The sequence below is a fragment of the Blastococcus tunisiensis genome (genome assembly GCF_900112815.1).
Classification (GTDB): domain Bacteria; phylum Actinomycetota; class Actinomycetes; order Mycobacteriales; family Geodermatophilaceae; genus Blastococcus_B; species Blastococcus_B tunisiensis.
The window spans coordinates 53229-73402 of record NZ_FOND01000005.1 but is presented as its reverse complement, the minus strand read 5'-3'; the positions used below and the strand labels follow the sequence as shown (position 1 = coordinate 73402).

Annotated in this window: 20 protein-coding genes; 15 read left to right on the top strand and 5 right to left on the bottom strand. The window is 73.6% G+C overall.

Features of this window, described 5'->3' with window-relative positions:
• Positions 1-24: 24 nt before the first annotated feature.
• From BM142_RS08055 to BM142_RS08040, 4 genes are all read left to right on the top strand, one after another.
• Entirely contained in the window at positions 25-831 is an 807-nt protein-coding gene (locus BM142_RS08055) for an ankyrin repeat domain-containing protein (protein WP_092196267.1), read from the top strand.
• 165 nt (positions 832-996) lie between these two features.
• The gene (locus BM142_RS08050) at positions 997-4773 is read left to right on the top strand and encodes a multifunctional oxoglutarate decarboxylase/oxoglutarate dehydrogenase thiamine pyrophosphate-binding subunit/dihydrolipoyllysine-residue succinyltransferase subunit (protein ID WP_254790654.1); all 3777 of its coding nucleotides are present in this window, start codon (positions 997-999) and stop codon (positions 4771-4773) included.
• 9 nt (positions 4774-4782) lie between these two features.
• Positions 4783-4974: a DUF6104 family protein gene (locus tag BM142_RS08045; protein WP_092196265.1), complete on the top strand. Its 192-nt coding sequence runs from the start codon at positions 4783-4785 to the stop codon at positions 4972-4974.
• A 64-nt stretch (positions 4975-5038) separates the two neighbouring features.
• A complete protein-coding gene (locus tag BM142_RS08040; RefSeq protein WP_092196264.1) occupies positions 5039-5752 on the top strand; it encodes a metal-dependent hydrolase in 714 nt (237 codons plus the stop codon).
• 10 nt (positions 5753-5762) lie between these two features.
• Here BM142_RS08040 and BM142_RS08035 read toward each other — a convergent pair whose 3' ends face one another.
• Positions 5763-6209: a MarR family winged helix-turn-helix transcriptional regulator gene (locus tag BM142_RS08035; RefSeq protein WP_254790651.1), complete on the bottom strand. Its 447-nt coding sequence runs from the start codon at positions 6207-6209 to the stop codon at positions 5763-5765.
• Positions 6210-6285: 76 nt separating this feature from the next.
• Here BM142_RS08035 and BM142_RS08030 point away from each other — a divergent pair, with 76 nt between their 5' ends.
• From BM142_RS08030 to BM142_RS08020, 3 genes are read left to right on the top strand one after another with little or no spacing between them, the layout of a single operon-like run.
• Positions 6286-6948, top strand: coding sequence for a maleylpyruvate isomerase family mycothiol-dependent enzyme (locus tag BM142_RS08030; RefSeq protein ID WP_217640634.1), 663 nt, complete (start codon positions 6286-6288; stop codon positions 6946-6948).
• Between the two features lie 56 nt (positions 6949-7004).
• The gene (locus tag BM142_RS08025) at positions 7005-8348 is read left to right on the top strand and encodes an MFS transporter (protein WP_092196263.1); all 1344 of its coding nucleotides are present in this window, start codon (positions 7005-7007) and stop codon (positions 8346-8348) included.
• Complete coding sequence (locus BM142_RS08020) at positions 8345-9772, top strand: pyridoxal phosphate-dependent decarboxylase family protein (RefSeq protein ID WP_092196262.1); 1428 nt, start codon at positions 8345-8347, stop codon at positions 9770-9772. The genes BM142_RS08025 and BM142_RS08020 overlap by 4 nt, the downstream gene beginning before the upstream one ends.
• 68 nt (positions 9773-9840) lie before the next feature.
• On the opposite strand, the gene BM142_RS08015 is transcribed toward BM142_RS08020, so the two are convergent.
• Both BM142_RS08015 and BM142_RS08010 read right to left on the bottom strand, forming a co-directional pair.
• Positions 9841-11031: an NAD(P)-dependent malic enzyme gene (locus BM142_RS08015; RefSeq protein ID WP_092196261.1), complete on the bottom strand. Its 1191-nt coding sequence runs from the start codon at positions 11029-11031 to the stop codon at positions 9841-9843.
• 54 nt (positions 11032-11085) lie between these two features.
• Positions 11086-11457: a S26 family signal peptidase gene (locus BM142_RS08010; protein ID WP_254790649.1), complete on the bottom strand. Its 372-nt coding sequence runs from the start codon at positions 11455-11457 to the stop codon at positions 11086-11088.
• Positions 11458-11508: 51 nt separating this feature from the next.
• Here BM142_RS08010 and sodN point away from each other — a divergent pair, with 51 nt between their 5' ends.
• The 6 genes from sodN to BM142_RS07980 all read left to right on the top strand — a co-directional run bounded on the left by sodN (position 11509) and on the right by BM142_RS07980 (position 16176).
• Complete coding sequence (gene sodN, locus BM142_RS08005) at positions 11509-11913, top strand: superoxide dismutase, Ni (protein WP_092196260.1); 405 nt, start codon at positions 11509-11511, stop codon at positions 11911-11913.
• A 198-nt stretch (positions 11914-12111) separates the two neighbouring features.
• Complete coding sequence (locus BM142_RS08000; protein WP_254790648.1) at positions 12112-13338, top strand: PP2C family protein-serine/threonine phosphatase; 1227 nt, start codon at positions 12112-12114, stop codon at positions 13336-13338.
• Between the two features lie 50 nt (positions 13339-13388).
• Positions 13389-14045, top strand: a complete 657-nt coding sequence (locus tag BM142_RS07995) for a phosphatidylserine decarboxylase (protein ID WP_092196258.1) — start codon at positions 13389-13391, stop codon at positions 14043-14045.
• A gap of 33 nt (positions 14046-14078) precedes the next feature.
• On the top strand, positions 14079-14858 hold the full coding sequence (pssA, locus tag BM142_RS07990) for a CDP-diacylglycerol--serine O-phosphatidyltransferase (protein WP_254790646.1): 780 nt from the start codon (positions 14079-14081) through the stop codon (positions 14856-14858).
• Positions 14855-15328 carry a GNAT family N-acetyltransferase gene (locus tag BM142_RS07985; RefSeq protein ID WP_092196256.1) on the top strand — a complete coding sequence of 158 codons (474 nt, stop codon included), beginning with the start codon at positions 14855-14857 and terminating at the stop codon, positions 15326-15328. Before pssA ends, BM142_RS07985 begins: the two co-directional genes overlap by 4 nt.
• Positions 15329-15393: 65 nt before the next feature.
• Complete coding sequence (locus BM142_RS07980) at positions 15394-16176, top strand: HAD-IIA family hydrolase (RefSeq protein ID WP_254790645.1); 783 nt, start codon at positions 15394-15396, stop codon at positions 16174-16176.
• A gap of 119 nt (positions 16177-16295) precedes the next feature.
• Here BM142_RS07980 and BM142_RS07975 read toward each other — a convergent pair whose 3' ends face one another.
• Positions 16296-16778 (bottom strand): hypothetical protein, encoded by a 483-nt coding sequence (locus tag BM142_RS07975; RefSeq protein WP_092196255.1) that lies wholly within the window; start codon positions 16776-16778, stop codon positions 16296-16298.
• 93 nt (positions 16779-16871) lie between these two features.
• Between BM142_RS07975 and BM142_RS07970 the strand changes: the two genes are divergently transcribed.
• Both BM142_RS07970 and BM142_RS07965 read left to right on the top strand, forming a co-directional pair.
• Positions 16872-17894, top strand: a complete 1023-nt coding sequence (locus tag BM142_RS07970; protein WP_092196254.1) for a diacylglycerol/lipid kinase family protein — start codon at positions 16872-16874, stop codon at positions 17892-17894.
• A gap of 346 nt (positions 17895-18240) precedes the next feature.
• Positions 18241-18492, top strand: coding sequence for a WhiB family transcriptional regulator (locus BM142_RS07965; protein WP_092196253.1), 252 nt, complete (start codon positions 18241-18243; stop codon positions 18490-18492).
• A 101-nt stretch (positions 18493-18593) separates the two neighbouring features.
• On the opposite strand, the gene BM142_RS07960 is transcribed toward BM142_RS07965, so the two are convergent.
• Positions 18594-20072 (bottom strand): sensor histidine kinase, encoded by a 1479-nt coding sequence (locus BM142_RS07960; RefSeq protein ID WP_092196252.1) that lies wholly within the window; start codon positions 20070-20072, stop codon positions 18594-18596.
• Positions 20073-20174 lie beyond the last annotated feature (102 nt).

The following is a 20174-nucleotide window of genomic DNA, read 5'->3' as shown; positions in this document are numbered from 1 at the left end:
CGTTCCCGACCCCGAAGGACACGTGTGACCACTCGCATGACCGCCCAGCGACTGGGCCGGCTGATCGAGGAGGGCGACACCGACGCCGTCCGGACCGCGATCGAGTCCACCCCGCGCCTGCTCGGCAGCACCGTGGAGCGCGACGGGCAGGGCGGCTGGACACCGCTGCACGTCGCCGTCGCGGCGGGCCGGCACGACCTCGTGCGCCTGCTCGTGGCAGCCGGCGCGGAGCTCGGTGCGCGGACCGAGCACGACCGGACGCCGCTGCACGTGGCCCTGGAGTTCTGCCCCCCGCTGGTGCCGGTGCTCCTGGAGCTGGGCGCGACCCTGGACGCCCCGACCGCGGCCTACCTCGGCCGGCTCGACGAGCTCTCCGCCCACCTGGACGACGGCGCGACGCTCGACGACGCGGGCTCCGGCCTGGACCTGCTCTCCTGGGCCGCCCTCGGCGGAGCCGCCGCCACCGCGCGGCTGCTCCTCGAGCGCGGCGCGGACGCCGACCGCGGGGCGCTGCACGCGGCGGCCGGAGGGGCGCGGCTCGAGCTCGTGCAGCTGCTCCTGGACGCCGGGGCCGACGTCCACCGCCGCGATCCCGACACGGGGCGGGCCCCCCTGCACGCCGCCGTGTCCGGCGGCACGGAGGAGACCCTGGAGATCGTCCGGGTGCTGCTCGCCGCCGGTGCCGACGTCAACGCCACGACGAACGACGGCGCCAGCGCGCTGGACATCAGCCGGGTCTCCGCCGCGCGGCACCGGCAGGACGACTCCGTCCGCGCCACCGCGGACGACGCCCTGGTCCAGTTGCTGGTCGCGCACGGCGCCACCGACTAGGACCGTCGCACCCGGTCGGCAGTGACGACCGGGCGTAGACTCGACACCTGGTCCAGCCGTGTCCACAGGCTCCGCACCACGGGCCTGCGGCCACGCCGCGGCCGAGACGACTGCACCAGACGCCGCCGCCCACAGACGAAGAAGGCACTCGACCCCGTGTCAAGCGTGAGTTCATCCCGGCCCTCCTCCGCGTCCTCCTCCCCGGTCGCGGGATTCGGCACCAACGAGTGGCTGGTCGAGGAGATGTACCAGCAGTACCTGGCCGACCCCTCGAGCGTGGACCAGGCCTGGCACGAGTTCTTCGCCGACTACCGCCCCGGCGGCCCGGCCGGCGGCGCCGACCGGGAGGAGCCGGCCGCCACCGGGAACGGCGCTCCGGCGGCCCGGCCGGCGGACCGGTCGAGCGCTCCGGCCCCGGCCCGCGAGGCCGCTCCGGCCGCTCCGGCCGCACCGGCCCGGAAGGCCGCCGAGAAGCCGGCCGGCAAGCCCGCGGAGAAGCCGGCCGACACCACCGCGGGCAAGGCCACCGACAAGCCCGCGGACAAGCCCGCCGCGAAGGTCCCCGCTCCCCCGGTGGCCGCCGGCTCGCAGTCGCCGCTGCGCGGTGCCGCCGCCGCCGTGGTCAAGAACATGAACGTCTCGCTGACCGTGCCCACGGCCACGAGCGTGCGGGCGGTGCCGGCGAAGCTGCTGGCCGACAACCGCATCGTCATCAACAACCACCTCGCCCGCTCCCGGGGCGGGAAGATCTCCTTCACCCACCTGATCGGTTATGCGCTGGTCCGGGCGCTGGACGACTTCCCGAACATGAACAACGCCTACGCCGAGGTCGACGGCAAGCCGGTGCTGGTGCAGCCCGAGCACGTGAACTTCGGGCTGGCCATCGACCTGCCGAAGTCCGACGGCTCGCGCTCCCTCGTCGTGGCCTCGATCAAGGCCGCCGAGGAGATGGACTTCGCCGGCTTCTGGGCCGCCTACGAGGACATCATCCGGCGGGCCCGCGCCAACAAGCTGACGATGGAGGACTTCTCCGGGACGACCATCAGCCTGACGAACCCGGGCACGATCGGGACCAACCACTCGGTGCCGCGGCTGACCGCCGGCCAGGGCGCGATCATCGGCGTCGGGGCCATGGAGTACCCGGCCGAGTTCCAGGGGATGAACCCCGACGCGCTCACCGAGATGGCCGTGTCGAAGATCATCACGCTGACCTCGACCTACGACCACCGGATCATCCAGGGCGCGGAGTCGGGCGACTTCCTGCGCCGGCTGCACGCCCTGCTCCTGGGTGAGGACGGCTTCTACGACGAGGTCTTCCGCTCGCTGCGGATCCCCTACGAGCCGGTGCGCTGGATGCCGGACGTGCGGATCACGCGCGAGGGGCAGATCGACAAGGAAGCCCGGGTCATCGAGGTCATCGAGTCCTACCGGCGCAACGGCCACCTCATGGCCGACACCGATCCGCTCGAGTTCAAGGTCCGCACGCACCCCGACCTCGACATCCTCGAGCACGGGCTGACCCTCTGGGACCTCGACCGGAGGTTCCCGGTCGGTGGCTTCGCCGGCGAGCGGCTGATGGCCCTGCGCGACATCCTCGGCGTGCTGCGCAACTCCTACTGCCGCACCGTGGGCGTGGAGTACATGCACATCACCGACCCCGAGGAGCGCGAGTGGCTCCAGGAGCGGATCGAGGTCAAGCACGACCAGCCCGAGCGGGAGAAGCAGAAGCACATCCTCGGCCGGCTGAACGCCGCCGAGGCGTTCGAGACGTTCCTGCAGACGAAGTACGTCGGGCAGAAGCGGTTCAGCCTCGAGGGCGGCGAGTCGGTCATCCCGATCCTCGACGAGGTGCTGATCGCCGGTACCGATCACGGCCTCGACGAGGTCGCGATCGGGATGGCCCACCGGGGGCGGCTCAACGTCCTGGCCAACGTGCTGGGCAAGAGCTACGCGAAGATCTTCGGCGAGTTCGAGGGCAACATCGACCCGGGCACCGTGCAGGGCTCCGGCGACGTGAAGTACCACCTCGGGGCCACCGGGAAGTTCCGCAACCCGTTCCAGCCCGACGCCGAGATCGCCGTCTCGCTGGCGAGCAACCCCTCGCACCTGGAGACCGTCAACCCGGTGCTCGAGGGCATCGTGCGGGCCAAGCAGGACATGATCGACAAGGGCGAGCAGGGCTTCACCGTGCTGCCGGTCCTGCTGCACGGTGACTCCGCGTTCGCCGGCCAGGGCGTGGTCGCCGAGACGCTGAACCTCTCGCAGCTGCGCGGCTACCGCACCGGCGGCACCGTGCACGTGGTCATCAACAACCAGGTCGGCTTCACCACCAGCCCGACCGCGGCCCGCTCGAGCCTCTACTCGACCGACGTCGCCCGGATGGTGAACGCGCCGATCTTCCACGTGAACGGGGACGACCCGGAGGCCTGCGTGCGGGTCGCCCGGCTGGCCGTCGAGTACCGCCAGGCGTTCAAGAAGGACGTCGTCGTCGACCTGGTCTGCTACCGCCGGCGCGGCCACAACGAGGGCGACGACCCGTCGATGACCCAGCCGCAGATGTACGACATCATCGACCGCAAGCGCTCGGTCCGGAAGCTCTACACCGAGGCGCTCGTCGGCCGTGGGGACATCACGCTCCAGGAGGCCGAGGAGGCGCTCAAGGACTACCGCGGCCAGCTGGAGCGGGCCTTCGCCGAGACCCACGACGCCCAGGACTCCTCCAAGCCCGAGCCGGTCATGGACCCGCGCACCCCGCAGGAATCGCAGGTCACGACCGCGATCACGCGCGAGGTGCTCAAGGCCGTCGGCGACGCCCACGTGTCCTTCCCGCCGGACTTCACCCCGCACCCGAAGCTGCAGAAGATGCTCGAGAAGCGCGCGGCGATGGCCAGCGAGGGCGGCATCGACTGGGCCATGGGCGAGCTGCTCGCCTTCGGCTCGCTGCTCATGGACGGCGTCCCGGTCCGGCTGGCCGGCCAGGACTCGCGCCGCGGCACCTTCGTGCAGCGGCACTCGGTGCTCATCGACCGGGAGGACGGCGCCGAGTACACGCCGCTGGCCAACCTCACCGAGGACCAGGCGAAGTTCTTCGTCTACGACTCGCTGCTGAGCGAGTACGCCGCCGTCGGCTTCGAGTACGGCTACTCGGTGGCCAACCCGAAGGCGCTGGTGCTCTGGGAGGCCCAGTTCGGCGACTTCGTCGACGGGGCCCAGATGGTCATCGACGAGTTCATCAGCTCCGGCGAGGCGAAGTGGGGGCAGCGCTCCGGCGTCGTCATGCTGCTGCCGCACGGCATGGAGGGGCAGGGCCCCGACCACTCCAGCGGCCGCCCCGAGCGCTTCCTGCAGCTGTGCGCCGAGAACAACATGACGGTCGCCAACTGCAGCACCCCGAGCAACTACTTCCACCTGCTCCGCCGCCAGGCGCTCTCCGACGTGCACCGCCCGCTGGTCGTCTTCACGCCGAAGTCGCTGCTGCGGGCCAAGGCCGCGGTCAGCGCGGTCGAGGACTTCACCGAGCAGAACTTCCGCTCGGTGCTGCCCGACACCGGTGTCGGTGGCGAGCCCCTGGACGCCTCCGCGGTGCGCCGGGTGCTGCTCTGCAGCGGCAAGGTGGCCTACGACCTCATGGCGCAGCGGGAGAGCGACGGCACTGCGGACACCGCCATCGTGCGGGTCGAGCAGCTCTACCCGCTGCCGGCCGAGCAGATCCGGGCCGAGCTCGAGCGCTACCCCGGGGCGACGGACGTCGTGTGGGTGCAGGAGGAGCCGATGAACATGGGCGCCTGGCAGTTCATGGCCGTCAACCTCCCCGAGCACCTGCCCGAGGGCCGCACCTTCCGCCGCGTCAGCCGGCGGGCGTCGGCCAGCCCCGCGGTGGGGTCGGCGAAGGTGCACGAGGTCGAGCAGCGGCAGCTGGTCGCCGAGGCCTTCGCGGACTGACGGGCCGGCATGTACTTCACCGACCGGGGGCTGGAGGAGCTGTCGGAGCGGCGGGGCGAGGAGCAGGTGACCCTCGCCTGGCTGGCCGACCAGATGCAGGCGTTCGTGGACCAGTTCCCCGACTTCGAGGTCCCGGTCGAGCGGCTGGCCACCTGGCTGGCCCGTGGCGGCGCCGACCCGGACGAGGACCTGGACGAGTAGCCGGCGGCCCCGCTGTCCCGCGCGCCTTCCTCGGCACGGGCCACCCGGGGGCGACCCTGTGTGCGTGCTCGGTCACTCGCATGCCCTCTCCGGCCTCGCCGCCGGTGCCGCGACGCTGCCGTGGGCACCCGTGCAGGGCACCGTGGCCCAGGTCGCGTGGATCTCCGCGGCCGGCGGCTTCGCGATGCTGCCGGACCTCGACCAGCGGGGGTCGACCATCTCGCGGATGTGGGGTCCGGCCACCGACATCCCCTCCGGCCTGGTCGGGACCGTGGCCCGGGGCCACCGCTGGGGCACCCACGACGCCGTCCTCGGGCCGCTCGTCCTCGGTTTCCTGGCCTTCCTCGCCGCGGGCGCCTACTGGTCCAGCCTCCTCCTGCTGGCCCTGGCGATCGGGCTCGCCCTGCGGGCGCTGCACTTCGTGATCCCCGGCCGGGCGGAGAACACCGTCATCGGCAACCTCGTGCTGTCCTGGGGCGGGGCCTACCTCCTGCTGGAGCACAGCCCGGCCCCGGCGTGGCTGCCCTACGCCGTGGGCGTCGGGGTGCTCACGCACATCGCCGGCGACTTCCTCACCAAGGAGGGCGTCCCCGTCCCGGTCTTCTGGCTGCTCCGTCGCAGCCGGCTGGCGCCGATCCACCTGAGGACCGGTGCCTTCGTCGAACGGGCCGTCCTCGTCCCGGTGTTCCTCGTCGCTATCGCGGTGTTCGTCTTCCTCAACACCGAACTCCGAGGCTCGGTGGATCCGCTCGTGGCGCGGCTCCTGAGTCTCGGCTGAGGTTCGCCGTTCATCGGTAGGGATCGGTGATCTCGCGCAGGGAGGACAGCGCGCCGCGCAACCGCTCCCAGTCCCGCACCCCCAGATGCGCCCGCCACTCGGACTCGACCTCGGCCACCGCCGCGGCCGCGACGGGCTGCGCCGCCCGGCCGCGATCGGCGATCCGGACCAACCGGGCCCGGGCGTCCGAGGGGTCCGGGGTCCGGGTGACGTACCCGGACCGCTCGAGCTGGTCGACGAGGAAGCTGGCCGTCTGCTTGGTCACCTGGGCGGCCTCCGCCAGCTCGGTCATCCGGGTGCCCTCGGGGCCGATCCGCTGCATGACCCTGGCCTGGGCGGGGGTGAAATCGTCGAACCCCTCGTCCGCCAGCGCGGCGAACACCCGCGCCTCCATCGCCCGGTAGGGGATGAACAGCAGGAGGCCGACGTTCAGCTCGTCCACGGTCCCCCCGGTCACGACACCCCTTGACGATGGTCAGCATCTCGAACTAACTTGATTCGAGCATCGTACTGGTTCAGCCTCGGAGCCCGCCATGGCCGACGCACCCCCCCTGATGACCGAGGACGCGGTCTGGGCCGCGATCGACCGCGAGCGGTTGGAGCTGGCCGACCTGCTCGACGACCTCACCGACGACGAGTGGGGCCGTCCCTCGCTGTGCAGCGGATGGCGGATCGGAGATGTGGCGGCGCATCTGGCCCTCGCCCGGACGGGATGGGGCCGGGCTGCCGTGGACCTGGCACGGGCCCGCGGGAACGTCGACCGGATGATCCGGGACTCGGCGGTGCGGCACGCGAGCCTCCCACGCCGGCACATCACCCAGCAGATCCGATCGATGGCGGGCTCGCGCCGGCACGCGCCCGCCGTCACTCCCCTGGAACCGTTGCTCGACGTCCTGGTGCACGGCCAGGACATCGCCGTCCCACTGGGGCGCGTCCGGACCATGCCGCCCGATTCGGCGACCGTGGCCGCCGCCCGGGTGTGGACCATGGGGTGGCCGCTGTCCACGGCCTTCCACGCCCGCCGGCGGCTGCGCGGGCTGCGCCTGGTCGCCACCGACACCGGGTGGACGGCCGGCGACGGCGCCGTCGTGGAGGGGCCGGTGGAGGCGCTGCTCCTCCTGCTGACCGGGCGGACGGCCTGGCTCCATCGACTCTCGGGCCCGGGCGTCGACAGCTTGGGCGCTCCGGGACGCTGACCCGCCGGCCGATCGACGTGACGCGGCGCGAAGCGCGCCGGTACGGTGCCGATCTTGTGACCGCCGTCTCGCCAGGCCCCCGGCTCACCCGGGGCACGCACGTCGGCTACGCCATGGGCTCCATCGGGACGGCGGCCTTCGGCACGGTGCCCGGCCTGCTGCTCCTCTACTACCTGACCGACGTGCTGGGAGTGGCCGCCGGGATCGCCGGGCTCGTGGTGTTCCTGCCCAAGGCGTGGGACGTCGTCCTCAACCCGTGGATCGGCAGCCGCTCGGACCGCACGCAGAGCCGCTGGGGTCCCCGCCGTCCGTGGATGCTGGCCGGTGGGCTCACCCTGCCGCTGCTGTTCGTGCTGGTCTTCGCCGGCCCCGGCGCTCCCCCGGGCCTGGCGGCGGTGTGGGTCGCCGTCACCTTCCTGCTGGCCGCCACGGCGTACGGCTGCTTCCAGGTGCCCTACGTGGCCCAGCCCGCCGAGATCACCGACGACCCCGGCGAGCGGTCGACCCTGATGTCCTGGCGGGTGGCCGCGCTCGCCCTCGGCATCCTGCTGGCCGGCGCGGGCGCACCGGCCGTCGTCGATGCGTTCGGGGACGGCCGCAGCGGCTACCTGGCGATGGCGGTCTTCGTGGCGGTGCTGCTGGCGCTGGGCATGCTCGGCGCGGTCGCCGGCACCCGGCGGGCGCCGACGCTGACGCGGGTGCGCAGCGAAGGGCGCCTCGGGGCCACCCTGCGCCTGGCGTGGGCGTCGCGGCCGTTCCGCGTGCTCCTGGTCGGCTTCGTCGTCCAGGCACTGGGCATCGGCGTGATGCTGGCCGGGGTCCCCTACTACTCCCGCCAGGTGCTCGGCGACGAGGCCGCCGGCACGCTGCTGTTCGGCGCCCTCGTCGGGCCGGCCATCCTGGTCATGCCGCTGTGGCTGCGGGTCAGCCGCCGGCTCGGCAAGCGGACCGGGCTGCTCGCCGCCTCGGCGCTGTTCGTCGCGGGCGCCGCGCTGCTGGTGGTGGTGCCCTCGGGTGGCACGGCGGTCGCGCTGCCGCTGGTGGTCCTCGTCGGCCTGGGGTACGCGGGGATGCAGATGTTCCCGCTGTCCATGCTCCCCGACGTGATCGCCGCGGACGAAGGCTCCTCGGGGGAACGCCGCGCAGGTGTCTTCACCGGCGTCTGGACGGCGGCCGAGACCCTGGGCCTGGCGATCGGGCCGGGTCTGCTCGGCCTGTTGCTCGCCGTCGCCGGGTACGTCTCGTCCACCGGCGACGTGGTCGTCGCCCAGTCCGACCCTGCCGTCCTCGCCGTCCGGCTGGGGTTCAGCGTCCTCCCGGCGCTGTTCGTGCTCGCCAGCCTGCCCGTGCTGGCCCGCTACCGGCTCGAGCCCGCCGACCAGGAGACGATCCGCGCGTGACCCCCGACGACGTCCTCACCGAGCTCACCGCGCTGCAGGCCGGTGACCTGCCCACCCACGGCGGCGCCACGATGGCCTACGTCTACGACTCCGGCCGCGCGGAGATCGAGCAGCTCGCGGCGGCCGCGCAGGGCGCCTTCCAGTGGACCAACGCCCTCGACCCGACCGCCTTCCCCAGCGTCGCCCGGATCGAGAACGACCTGGTGGGCGCCGCCGCCGCGCTCCTGGGTGGCGACGGCACGACCGTGGGCACGCTGACCAGCGGCGGCACCGAGAGCTGCCTGCTGGCGGTGCTCGCCGCCCGGGAGCGGTGGCGGAGGCGGGGCGGGGCCGGCCGCCCCCGGCTGCTCCTCCCGGTCACCGCGCACGCCGCCTTCCGCAAGGCCGCCCACCTCTTCGACCTCGAGATCGCCGACGTCCCGGTGGACCCGGTCACCTGCCGGGCCGCCCCCTCCGCCGTGGCCGGCCTGCTGGACGAGCGGACGGCGCTGGTGGTGGCCAGCGCACCGTCCTATCCGCACGGCGTCCTCGACCCGATCGGCGAGGTGGCCGCTCTGGCCGCGGCCGCCGGGGTGCCCTGCCACGTCGACGCGTGCATCGGGGGCTGGGTCCTGCCGTTCCTGGACGACGTCCCGGAGCCCTTCGACCTGTCCGTGCCCGGGGTCACGTCGCTCTCGGTCGACCTGCACAAGTACGGCTACGCACCCAAGGGGGTCTCGGTGCTGCTCACCGGTGACCCGGAGCTGCGCCAGGAGCACTGGTTCGCCACCGCCGGCTGGCCGGGCTACCCGGTGGTGAACCCGACGCTGGCCGGCACCCGGCCGGCCGGCCCCATGGCCGCGGCCTGGGCGGTGCACCGCTGGCTCGGCACCGACGGTTACCGGCAGCTGGCCCGGCAGGCGCACGAGGCCACGCGCGCACTGGCCGCGGGGATCGGCCGGATCGAGGGCCTGCGGGTGGTCGGCGATCCGGTCAGCACCCTGGTCGCGGTCGCCCAGGACGGGCCGGCCGGCGTCGACGTGCTGAACCTGGCCGACGAGATGGCCGCCCGCGGCTGGCTGCTGCAGCCCCAGCCGCCGTTCGCCCAGGACGGGGGCGACCTGCCCGCCACGCTGCACCTGACGGTCACCGGCGCGACCGCGGGGCGCGTGGACGCGCTGCTGGCCGACCTCGCCGACGCGGCCCGCGCCGCCGAGGCGCTCCCCCGGCCGGTCGCCGACCCCGGGCTGGTGGCGGCCGCGGCGGCGATCGACCCCCGGGCGCTCACGGTCGCCGAGGTGGACGGGCTGCTGGAGCTGGCCGGGGTGGGCGGCGGGCGGCTGCCCGGGCGGATGGCGCCGGTGCACGCCCTGGTGGCCGCGCTGCCCCGGCCGGTCGCCGAACGCCTGCTCGCCGGGGTCCTGGACCTCGTCTACCGGCCCTGATCCGTTCCCGGGGCCCCTCCAGGGCACCGCCCCGAGCCAGCGAGGGGTGGGAAGGAGGGGGTCCTTCCTCAGCGGGTGATGCCCTCGTCCCGGGCGCGGGCCGCGACGGCCTCGGCGACGGCGGTGGCCACCCGGCGGTCGAGCGGGCTGGGGACGATGTAGTCGGCCCGGACCTCGTCGCCGACCACACCGGCGATCGCCGCGGCCGCGGCCAGCTTCATCCCCTCGGTGATGGCCGTGGCGCCGGCGTCGATGGCGCCCCGGAAGATGCCCGGGAAGGCGAGCACGTTGTTGATCTGGTTGGCCAGGTCGCTGCGGCCGGTGGCCACCACGGCGGCGTACCGCGCGGCCATCTCCGGGTCGACCTCCGGCGTGGGGTTGGCCAGGGAGAAGACGATGCAGCCGGGTGCCATCGAGGCGATCGCAGACTCCGGCACCGACCCGCCCGACAGTCCGATGTAGACGTCGGCGCCCTCCAGGGCCCCGATCATCGTGCCCGCGTACCCGGCGCTGTTCGTCTGCTCGACCAGCCACTGCTTGGTCGGCGTCAGGCCGGTGCGGCCGCCGTGCAGGACGGCCTGCGAGTCGGCGACGGCGATGTCACCGACCCCCGCCTCGAGCAGGATCTTCGTGCACGCCACGCCCGCCGCGCCGGCCCCGGCGACGACCACCCGCAGGTCCGCGAGCGGGCGGCCGACCACCCGGGCCGCGTTGCGCAGCGCGGCCAGGACGACGATCGCCGTCCCGTGCTGGTCGTCGTGCATGACCGGGATGGTCAGCCGCTCGCGCAGCCGGGCCTCGACCTCGAAGCACCGCGGCGCGCTGATGTCCTCGAGGTTGATGCCGCCGAAGGACGGCGCCATGGCGACCACGGTCTCGACGATCGCGTCGACGTCGGTGGTGCCCAGCACGATCGGGACGGCGTCCAGCCCGCCGAAGTCCTTGAACAGGCAGGCCTTCCCCTCCATGACCGGCAGGGAGGCGACCGGGCCGATGTTCCCCAGACCGAGCACCGCCGTGCCGTCGGAGACCACCGCGACCACACGGGGCGCCCAGGTGAACCGCCGGGCGAGCTCGGGCTCCGCGGCGATGGCGCTGGAGACGCGGGCCACCCCGGGCGTGTAGGTGAGGGCCAGGTCGGCGATGGAGTCGATCGACCGGGTCGGCGTCACCGAGAGCTTGCCGCCCTCGTGGACGGCGAAGGCCGGGTCGTCGGCGAAGCGGTCGGCCGTGTGCGCACCCGTGGAGTTGCCACCCATGGGCGCCGAGGGTAAACGGCGGCCTCGGCCGGCTCCTCGGTCAGGGCGTTCCGCTCAGCCGGGCGGCGGACCCGGCAGGCGCCCCGGACGAGGCCACATCCGTGCGACGACGCGGCCCACCACGGTCGCCGGCCCGAAGGCCCGGCTGTCGTCCGCCACGAACGCGTTGTCGCCCTCCACCCAGTGCCCGCCGGGGACCGCCCGGCGCACCCGCTTGACCACGAGCAGCTCCGGCCGGGACGGGAACCGGGCGAGGACGACGGTCCCGGGGGCGACCCCGGCCCCGTGCCGGACGCGGCGGACGAGCAGCCGGTCCCCGTGCCGCACGGTGGGCGACATCGACGGACCGCTCACCCGGGCCATCGCCCAGCGGCTGGGGAGGGCGGCCACGGGCGGCCCGCCGCTCGCACTGTCGTCGTCGATCACCGCGAGTAGGGTCGCAGAGGACACAACCCCACGAGATCCGGAGGCACATCCATGCGTCTCACCCGCATGTTCTCCGCCGTGGAGGCCACCGCGCACTGCGACCTCCCCTGCGGCGTGTACGACCCGGCCCAGGCCCGCATCGAAGCGGAGTCGGTCAAGGCCATCCAGGAGAAGTACCAGGGCAACGAGGACCCGGTCTTCCGGACCCGCGCGATCCTGATCAAGGAGCAGCGGGCGGAGCTGGTCAAGCACCACCTGTGGGTGCTGTGGACCGACTACTTCAAGCCGCCGCACTTCGAGAAGTACCCGCAGCTGCACGAGCTGTTCAACAAGGCCACCAAGCAGGCCGGCGCGGCCGGTGGCAAGGGCAGCATGGACCCGGCCGAGGGCCAGAAGCTGCTGGACCTCATCGCGGAGATCGACAAGATCTTCTGGGAGACCAAGGCCGCCGCCTGATCCCCTGCACGCCCTCGGACGGCGCCGGTCGACACCTCGTCGGCCGGCGCCGTCCGCCCGTCCGGCGGCTGCCCCGTGGCAGCTGCCGGACCGGCGGAGCCCCGTGGTGAACGGCACGTTCTTTACCGGGAGGGGCAGGGCATGGAGCACGCACCGAGGACGAACGAGGTCGTCCCGACGCGGCAGGCAGGAGTCCCCGTGATCGACGTCGGCGCGCTGCTCCACACGGTGGAGGCGGCGGCCCCGATCGACGCCGTGGAGGCCGTCGCGGCCGAGCTGGGCGACATGGTGGACGCGTCGGCGGTGACGCTCCTCATCGCGGATTTCAGCGGGCGGGCCGTGGTCCGCCTGACCTCGGCCGGTCAGGTCGAGGGAGCACGCGGCCACGGCGTGGAGCAGGCGGAGACGGTGCCACTGCCCGGGACCTCCTACGAGCAGGTCCTCCGCACCCAGCAGGCGGACGTCGAGGCCGTCGGCGACGGCGCCCGGATGATCGTGCCGGTGACCGACCGCGGCGACGCGATCGGCCTGCTCGAACTGGTGCTGCCGCGCTATCCCTCCGCCGACGAGGTCATCGACATCAGCAGCGCCGCGCACGCGCTCGCGTACGTCGTCATCGCCGCCCGCCGGCACACCGACGTCTTCGAATGGGGACAGCGCTCGGCACCCTTCGAGCTCGCGGCCGAGATCCAGCGGCGTCTCCTACCCGCCTCCTACACCTGCGAGGCGGGGCAGTTCACCCTGGCCGGCTGGCTGGAGCCGGCCAGCTCGGTCGGCGGCGACACCTTCGACTACACGCTGGACCGCGACTGCCTGCAGGTGTCGATCACCGATGCCGTGGGGCACCAGGTCGAGGCGGCGCTCCTGGCCACCCTCCTGGTCGGCGCGCTCCGGAACGGGCGCCGGAAGGGGCTCGACCTGGCCGCTCAGGCCCAGTACGCCAACGACTCGCTCGCCGAGAGCAGCACCATCGGTCAGTTCGTGACCGGGCAGCTCCTCCGGCTCGAACTGAGCACCGGCGTCGCGCAGATCGTCAACGCCGGCCACACCCTTCCCCTGCGGCTGCGCAACGGAAAGGTCGAGGAGATCGAACTGGCGGTCGAGGCGCCGTTCGGCGTCCTCCCGGGCAAGGACTTCCAGGTGCAGCCGTTCCCACTCGAACCCGGGGACCGGATCGTGTTCCTCACCGACGGCATGCTCGAGCGCAATGCCGCCGCCCTGGACGTCGCCGCCGCCCTGGCCGCCAGCGCCGACCTGCACCCCCGGGAGGTCGTCCACGAGCTGGGTGCGGCGGTCCTCAGGGCCACCGGGGGCGACCTGAAGGACGACGCCACGATGGTCTGCCTCGACTGGTACGGCGGCCCGCCGCGTGGGCGCAGCACCGAGTTCGGTGCCGACCCCGACCGCGCCTCGGCACCCGCCTGACCCCGGACGTGCGGAGGCCTCCGCACGCGGGCCGGTACCGTTCGGACACCATGCGCATCGACCGGGCCGGGTGGCCTTTCATCACCGGACCCCTGCTCCCCGCGGCCGCTCTGGGCGCGGCCCGACGCCGGTGGGCGGTCTGGCCGTTCCTGGCCCTCTCCGCCTACATGGCCCTCTTCTTCCGCGACCCCGACCGGCGGTGCGACGTCGTGCCGCCCGATCCGGACGACGTCCTCTCCCCCGCCGACGGCGTGGTGATGGTCGCCGGGGCGCCGCAGGAGGGGGTCGCGCCTGGGGGCGAGTGGCAGCAGGTGAGCGTCTTCCTCTCCGTCGTGGACGTGCACGTGAACCGCTCGCCGTACCGTGGGGAGGTCGTGGAGAGCTCCTACCGCAAGGGCAGCTTCCTGGCCGCCTACCGCAAGGAGTCCGCGCACCGGAACGAGCGCAGCGAGCTCTGGCTGCGCGACACCGACGGTCCCGAGCCCCGCACCGTGGTCTTCCGGCAGATCGTGGGCGTGCTCGCCCGGCGCATCGTGACGCGCACCGGCCCCGGGCAGCGCCTGGCCACCGGTGAGCGCATGGGTCTGATGAAGTTCGGCTCGCGGATGGACGTGTTCGTACCACCGGAGTGCACGGTGACGGTGTCGAAGGGACAGCGGGTGCGGGGCGGCGAGACCGTCATCGCGCGCTGGCCCGCGGCCGGCTGAGCGGGCCACGCCATGCCACCGACACGGCGCACCGTGACCGTGGAGTTCGTCCGCGGCTCGGTCCGCGGCACCCGCCGACGGGCCCTCGCGACGCTGCCCAGCCTCTTCACGCTCGGCAACATGTTCTGCGGCTTCTTCGCCATCCTGGTGTCGATCCGCGGGCAGTACGAGCTCGCCGCCGTGCTGCTCGGGCTGTCGGTGGTCTTCGACATCACCGACGGCGCCGTGGCCCGGCTGGTGGGCGCCGTCACCCCCTTCGGCCTGCAGTTCGACTCCCTCGCCGACCTGGTGTCCTTCGGCCTGGCGCCGGCACTGCTGGCGTTCACCCTCTTCTCCCAGGGGCAGGACCAGTGGGACCCGCTGGGCTGGGTGGTCTGCTTCGTCTGGGTGGCCTGCGCGGCGATCCGCCTGGCCAGGTTCAACACCACCATCGACCCGACCGCCGACAAGCGGTACTTCATCGGCCTGCCCAGCCCCGGGGCGGCCGGCGTCGTGCTGGCATCGGTCTTCGCCTTCGGCGACTCCATGCAGGGCCGGGACCGGCTGTGGGTGCTGCTCATCGTGCTGGTGCCCGCCGTGCTCATGGTCACCAACATCCGGTTCCGCTCGTTCCGGTCCCTGGTCAGCCCGAAGAGCGGCCGGCCCTACGGGCTCGTCGCCACGGCGCTGCTGCTCGTGGTCGGGTTCGCGCTGTGGCCGGTCCTCACCGGCATGTTCCTGGCCTACGGGTACCTGTTCGCCCCGATCCTCGTCCCGATCGTGGCCCCGCTGGGCAGGCTCCTGCCCGACCGGCTGAAGGAGACCCTCTCGTGAGCGTGCGCCCCGCCCGGCCCGACGACGTCCCCGCCGCGGTCGGGCTCGTCCGGGAGCTCGCCGAGTACGAGAAGGCGCTGAACGAGGTCCGGCTGACCGAGGACCAGCTCACCGCATGCCTGTTCGGCGACTCCCCCGCCCTGTTCGGGCACGTGGCCGAGCGCGAGGGGCAGGTGGTCGGGATCGCCCTGTGGTTCCTGAACTTCTCCACCTGGCGGGGCACCCACGGCATCTACCTCGAGGACCTCTACGTCCGGCCGCAGCACCGCGGGCACGGGCTCGGCAAGGAGCTGCTGCAGACCCTGGCCGCGGTCTGCGTCGAGCGCGGCTACTCGCGGCTGGAGTGGTCGGTGCTCGACTGGAACACCCCGTCGATCGAGTTCTACCGGGCGGCCGGCGCCGTCCCCATGGACGGGTGGAGCGTCTTCCGGCTCACCGACGACGCCCTGACCTCCTTCGCCGCCCGGTAGCGGAATCGCCGGTCCTCCCCCCGTCCCGCCGTGGGAAGCCGCCCGCGACCACTAGCGTGATCGCCGTGACGATCGAACGCGCCCCCGCCGAGTGCTGGCTCACCGACATGGACGGCGTGCTCGTCCACGAGGAGAAGGCGCTGCCCGGCGCCGCGGAGTTCCTGGAGCGGCTGGTCGCCAAGCAGCGGCGCTTCCTGGTGCTCACGAACAACTCCATCTTCACCCCGCGCGACCTCGCCGCCCGGCTGGCCCGCACCGGCCTGCACGTGCCGGAGGAGGCGATCTGGACCTCCGCGCTGGCGACGGCGGACTTCCTGCGGACGCAGCTCCCGGGCGGCTCCGCCTTCGTCATCGGCGAGGCGGGCCTGACCACCGCGCTGCACGAGGTCGGCTACGTCATGACCGACACCGACCCCGACTACGTGGTCCTCGGCGAGACGCGCACCTACTCCTTCGAGGCCATCACCCGGGCGATCCGGCTGGTCGGCCGGGGCGCGCGCTTCATCGCCACCAACCCCGACGTCACCGGCCCCTCGCCCGAGGGTCCCCTCCCGGCGACCGGGTCGGTCGCGGCCATGATCACCCGGGCGACCGGTGCGGAGCCCTACTTCGTCGGCAAGCCGAACCCGATGATGTTCCGCAGCGCGATGAACCGGATCGACGCGCACTCGGAGTCCACGATCATGATCGGTGACCGGATGGACACCGACGTCGTGGCCGGCATCGAGGCGGGGCTCGAGACCGTGCTGGTGCTGTCGGGCTCCACCGCGGCGTCCGACGTCGCGCGCTTCCCGTTCCGCCCCGGCCGGATCCTCGACTCGATCGCCGACGTCATCGACCTGATCTGAGAAAAACCCCCTGCCCCCCACCACCCGCACGCTCGTGGCGGCCCCCTGCAGGGGGCCGGGCGGGACCCTGAAGGGGGCCGGAGGCCTGCAGGGGGCGGGGCCTGACGGGGTCCTCCTCCTCAGCGCTCGAGGTAGGCCAGCCGGGCCTCGGGGGTGGCGAGCAGGTAGAGCTCGGTCGCGACCAGCAGCAGGACCGGGACGCCGATCAGCGGGCGCTCCGCCTCGAACGCCGCCACGAACCCCGAGAGGCCGAAGAAGATCTGGGCCGCGATCACCGGGCCGCGCGCCCAGCCCGCGACCCGCGACAGCCCGCGCGCCGCGGCGCCCAGCCCGACGGCCACGAGGGCGAGGAGAACCACCTCGGCGAGCGCGCGGGGCACGCTGTCCGGGGAACTGGTCAGGGTCAGCCACAGCCAGGCCACGGCACCGATCCCGACGGCGGCCGCCTGGACACCGACCACCAGCGCGGCCCAGCGGAGGGCCTGCGGCGCCTCGACCACGGGGCGTGGCGGCCTCGGGGCCGACGGCTCGGCGGCGGCGCCGAAGAGCCGGTCGAGCCCGCGGCGGGAGGGCTGGGGCGGCACACCGCTCGGCTCGGTCACGGCCGCGAGATTACGCGCCCGCCCCGCCCGTCCACGGCCGCCGGGAACCGGTCCTCCCTCGGGTCCGCGCCGCCCGTGGCTAGCCTGGCGGGCATGCGTGCGCTCGTGGTGGTCAACCCGGCGGCGACGACCACCAGCGCCAAGATGCGCGACGTCCTGGTCGGCGCCCTCGCCAGCGAGCTCAAGCTCGACATCGTGGAGACCGCCCACCGCGGGCACGCCCGCGAGCTCGGCCGCGAGGCGGTGGCCGACGGCATGGACGTGGTCGTCTCCGTGGGCGGGGACGGCACGGTGAACGAGGTGGTCAACGGCCTGCTCACGGACGGTCCGGCGCCGCACCTGCCGGTGCTCGCCGTCGTCCCCGGCGGCTCGACCAACGTCTTCTCCCGCGCCCTCGGCCGTTCCCGCGACCCGGTGGAGGCGACGGCGGAGATCCTGGCGTCACTGCGGGCCGGGCGGACCCGCCTGGTCTCCCTGGGCACCGCCAGCGCCACCGGCACCAGCACCGCCCCGGTCAGCGGCGTCCGGCCGGAGCACGCCGCTGCGGTGGCCACGGCCGACGCCGGCGCACACCAGGACTGGACCGATCCGCGCTGGTTCGTCTTCACCGCCGGCCTGGGCTTCGACGCCGAGGTGCTCGCCCGGGTGGAGGCCCGGCGGGCGGCCGGTCGCCGCTCCACCGGCGCGCTGTACGTGAAGGAGGCGACCACCGCCTTCCTGGTCGGCCGGGAGCGGCGTCGTCCGGCCGTGACCCTGCAGCTGCCCGGGCACCCGGACCTCGAGGAGCTCTTCCTCTGCCTGGTGTCGAACGTGAGCCCGTGGACCTACCTCGGCGCCCGCCCGGTGAACCCGTCGCCGGAGGCGTCGTTCGACACCGGGCTGGACGTCTTCGCGCTGGGCCGCATGGGTCCGCTGCGGATGCTGCACACCCTGCGCCAGGCCCTCTCCCGCGAGCCCGATGCCCGCGGCCGCGGCGTGCACCGGTGGCACGACCTCGAGGAGCTCTCGCTGACCGCCGTCCGCCCGCAGGGCTGGCAGGTCGACGGCGACCACCTCGGGACGGCGATCGGGCTGCGGCTCCGGCACGTGCCCGGGGCGCTGCGCGTCGTCTCCTGACGGAGGAGCACCCCCTCGCCTCGCATGCTCGGCGCGGGCCTCCGAGGGGTGGCCCACTCACGCACGGCGGGCAGGTGTTGTCAACGATCGGCACCGGCGAGTGGTTCCGTCGAGTGGCGGGCCTACCACGCCCGTGGTGAGCTTGCTCACGAGGGGTCGAACGACGGCCTCGATCTGCTTGACAGGCGTCTTTCTCGTGAAAACATCGCGTGAGAACGCAACTTGCCGGTAACAAAGCAAGTAGTCGCTGAGCCAAAGCGCTGGGCAACCGGTGTCGGCCCTGCACCGCGGTCCGAGGCCGGCGACTGATGGACCAACCGTAGACGACACCGAGGAGAACACCGCCATGGACTGGCGCCACCGCGCGCTCTGCCGGGACGAGGATCCGGAGCTGTTCTTCCCGATCGGGACGACCGGCCCGGCAGTCGTGCAGATCGAGCAGGCCAAGGCCGTGTGCCGCCGCTGCCCCGTGACGCAGTCGTGCCTGGACTGGGCCCTGCGGTCCGGTCAGGACTCCGGCGTCTGGGGTGGGCTGTCCGAGGACGAGCGACGCGCCCTCAAGCGCCGTCAGGCTCGCACCCGGGTGCACACCGCCTGAGCCGGAGCACCACCCGCCCGCGGACCCGTCCGCGGCGCGTGCACGACCATTGATCGCCTCGAGGCCGGTCCGGGATCTCCCCGGACCGGCCTCGGCGCGTCTCAGCGGCGGGGAAGCCCGGCGCCCGGGAGGTCCAGGACGGCCTCCGTGCCGGGCCGGCCGTCGGGTGCGCCCATCGAGAGCGTGCCCCCGAGCTCGCTGGTGACCAGCGTGCGGACGATCTGCAGCCCGAGCCTGTCGCTGCCCGCGGGATCGAACCCCTCCGGGAGTCCCTGGCCGTCGTCCCGGACCCGGACCACCAGGTCGTTCCCGTTGCGCTCGACGACCAGCTCGATGGTGCCCGGCCCCTCGGGGAACGCGTGCTCGGCGGCGTTGTGCAGCAGCTCGGTCACCGCGAGGACCAGCGGGGTCGCCGCGGCCGCCGGCAGCTCGCCGAACGAGCCGGTGCGGCGCGTCCGGGCGGCCGGCCCGACCGAGGTGAGGTCCCCGAGCATGGGCAGGACCTGGTCGAGGACGTCGTCCACGTCGACGACGTCCTCCCGGCTGCCGGCCAGCGTCTCGTGGACCACCGCGATGGAGGACACCCGCCGCACCGACTCCTCCAGCGCCGCCCGCGCCGCCGGCTCCGTCATCCGGCGCGCCTGGAGCCGCAGCAGCGCGGCGACGGTCTGCAGGTTGTTCTTCACCCGGTGGTGGATCTCCCGGATGGTGGCGTCCTTGGTGAGCAGCGCGCGGTCCCGCCGCCGCACGTCGGTGACGTCCCGTACCAGCACCAGCGCACCGGCCTCGCCACCCGGCGCCTGCAGCGGCAGCGCGCGGACCAGCATCGTGGCGGTCGGGCCCTCGACGTCCATGGGGTCGGGGAACCGGCCGGCGACGGCGGCGGCGATCCCCGCGGCCAGCGCCTCGCCGGCCACCCGGTCGGCGGAGGCACCCCGCGTGAGCTCGGCGAGGTCGGCGCCCACGACGTCGCCCGGCACCCCGATCCGGCGGTAGGCCGACAGCGCGTTGGGGCTGGCGTAGGTGGCCCGTCCGCTCCCGTCGAGGCGCACGAGGCCGTCGCCCACGCGAGGGCTCATCTCGGCGTCCTGCGGCTTCTGCGGCGGGAAGGTCCCCGCCGACACCATGAGGCAGAGTTCCGCGGCGATGTCGAGGTAGGTCAGCTCCAGCGTGGACGGGGAGCGGGTCACCGCCAGGTTGGTGTCCTTCGCCAGCACCGCGACCGGCACGCCGTCGTGTCGGACCGGGATCACCTCGCGGCGGCGCGGGGCCGGGCCGGACCAGTCGGGCTCGCCCTCGGTGACCGGTCGCCCCTCGCGGTGGGCCGTCAGGAAGGGCTCGGCGGGCTCCCCGGAGACCTCGCTGCCGACCAGGTCCTCGGGCCGGCTCGTGGGCGCGGTCAGCGGGCGGACCTGCGCCACGCACCACCAGGCGCCGGACGGCAGGGGCACCCAGAGGGTCAGGTCGGCGAAGGCGAGATCCGCGAGCAGCTGCCAGTCGGCCACCAGCCGGCGCGCGTGGTCGACCTGCGAGGGGCTCGACGCCGAGCCGCGGGTCAGTCGCTCGGAGAGGCTGCTCATGCCCGGCCGGTGGTGTCCATGGTGCTCCGAGCCTAGAGGCCCTGTCCGGAGGCGCTCAGCCGAGCGTGCGAGGGAGGAGAGGGACAGGGTCCTTTCACTACG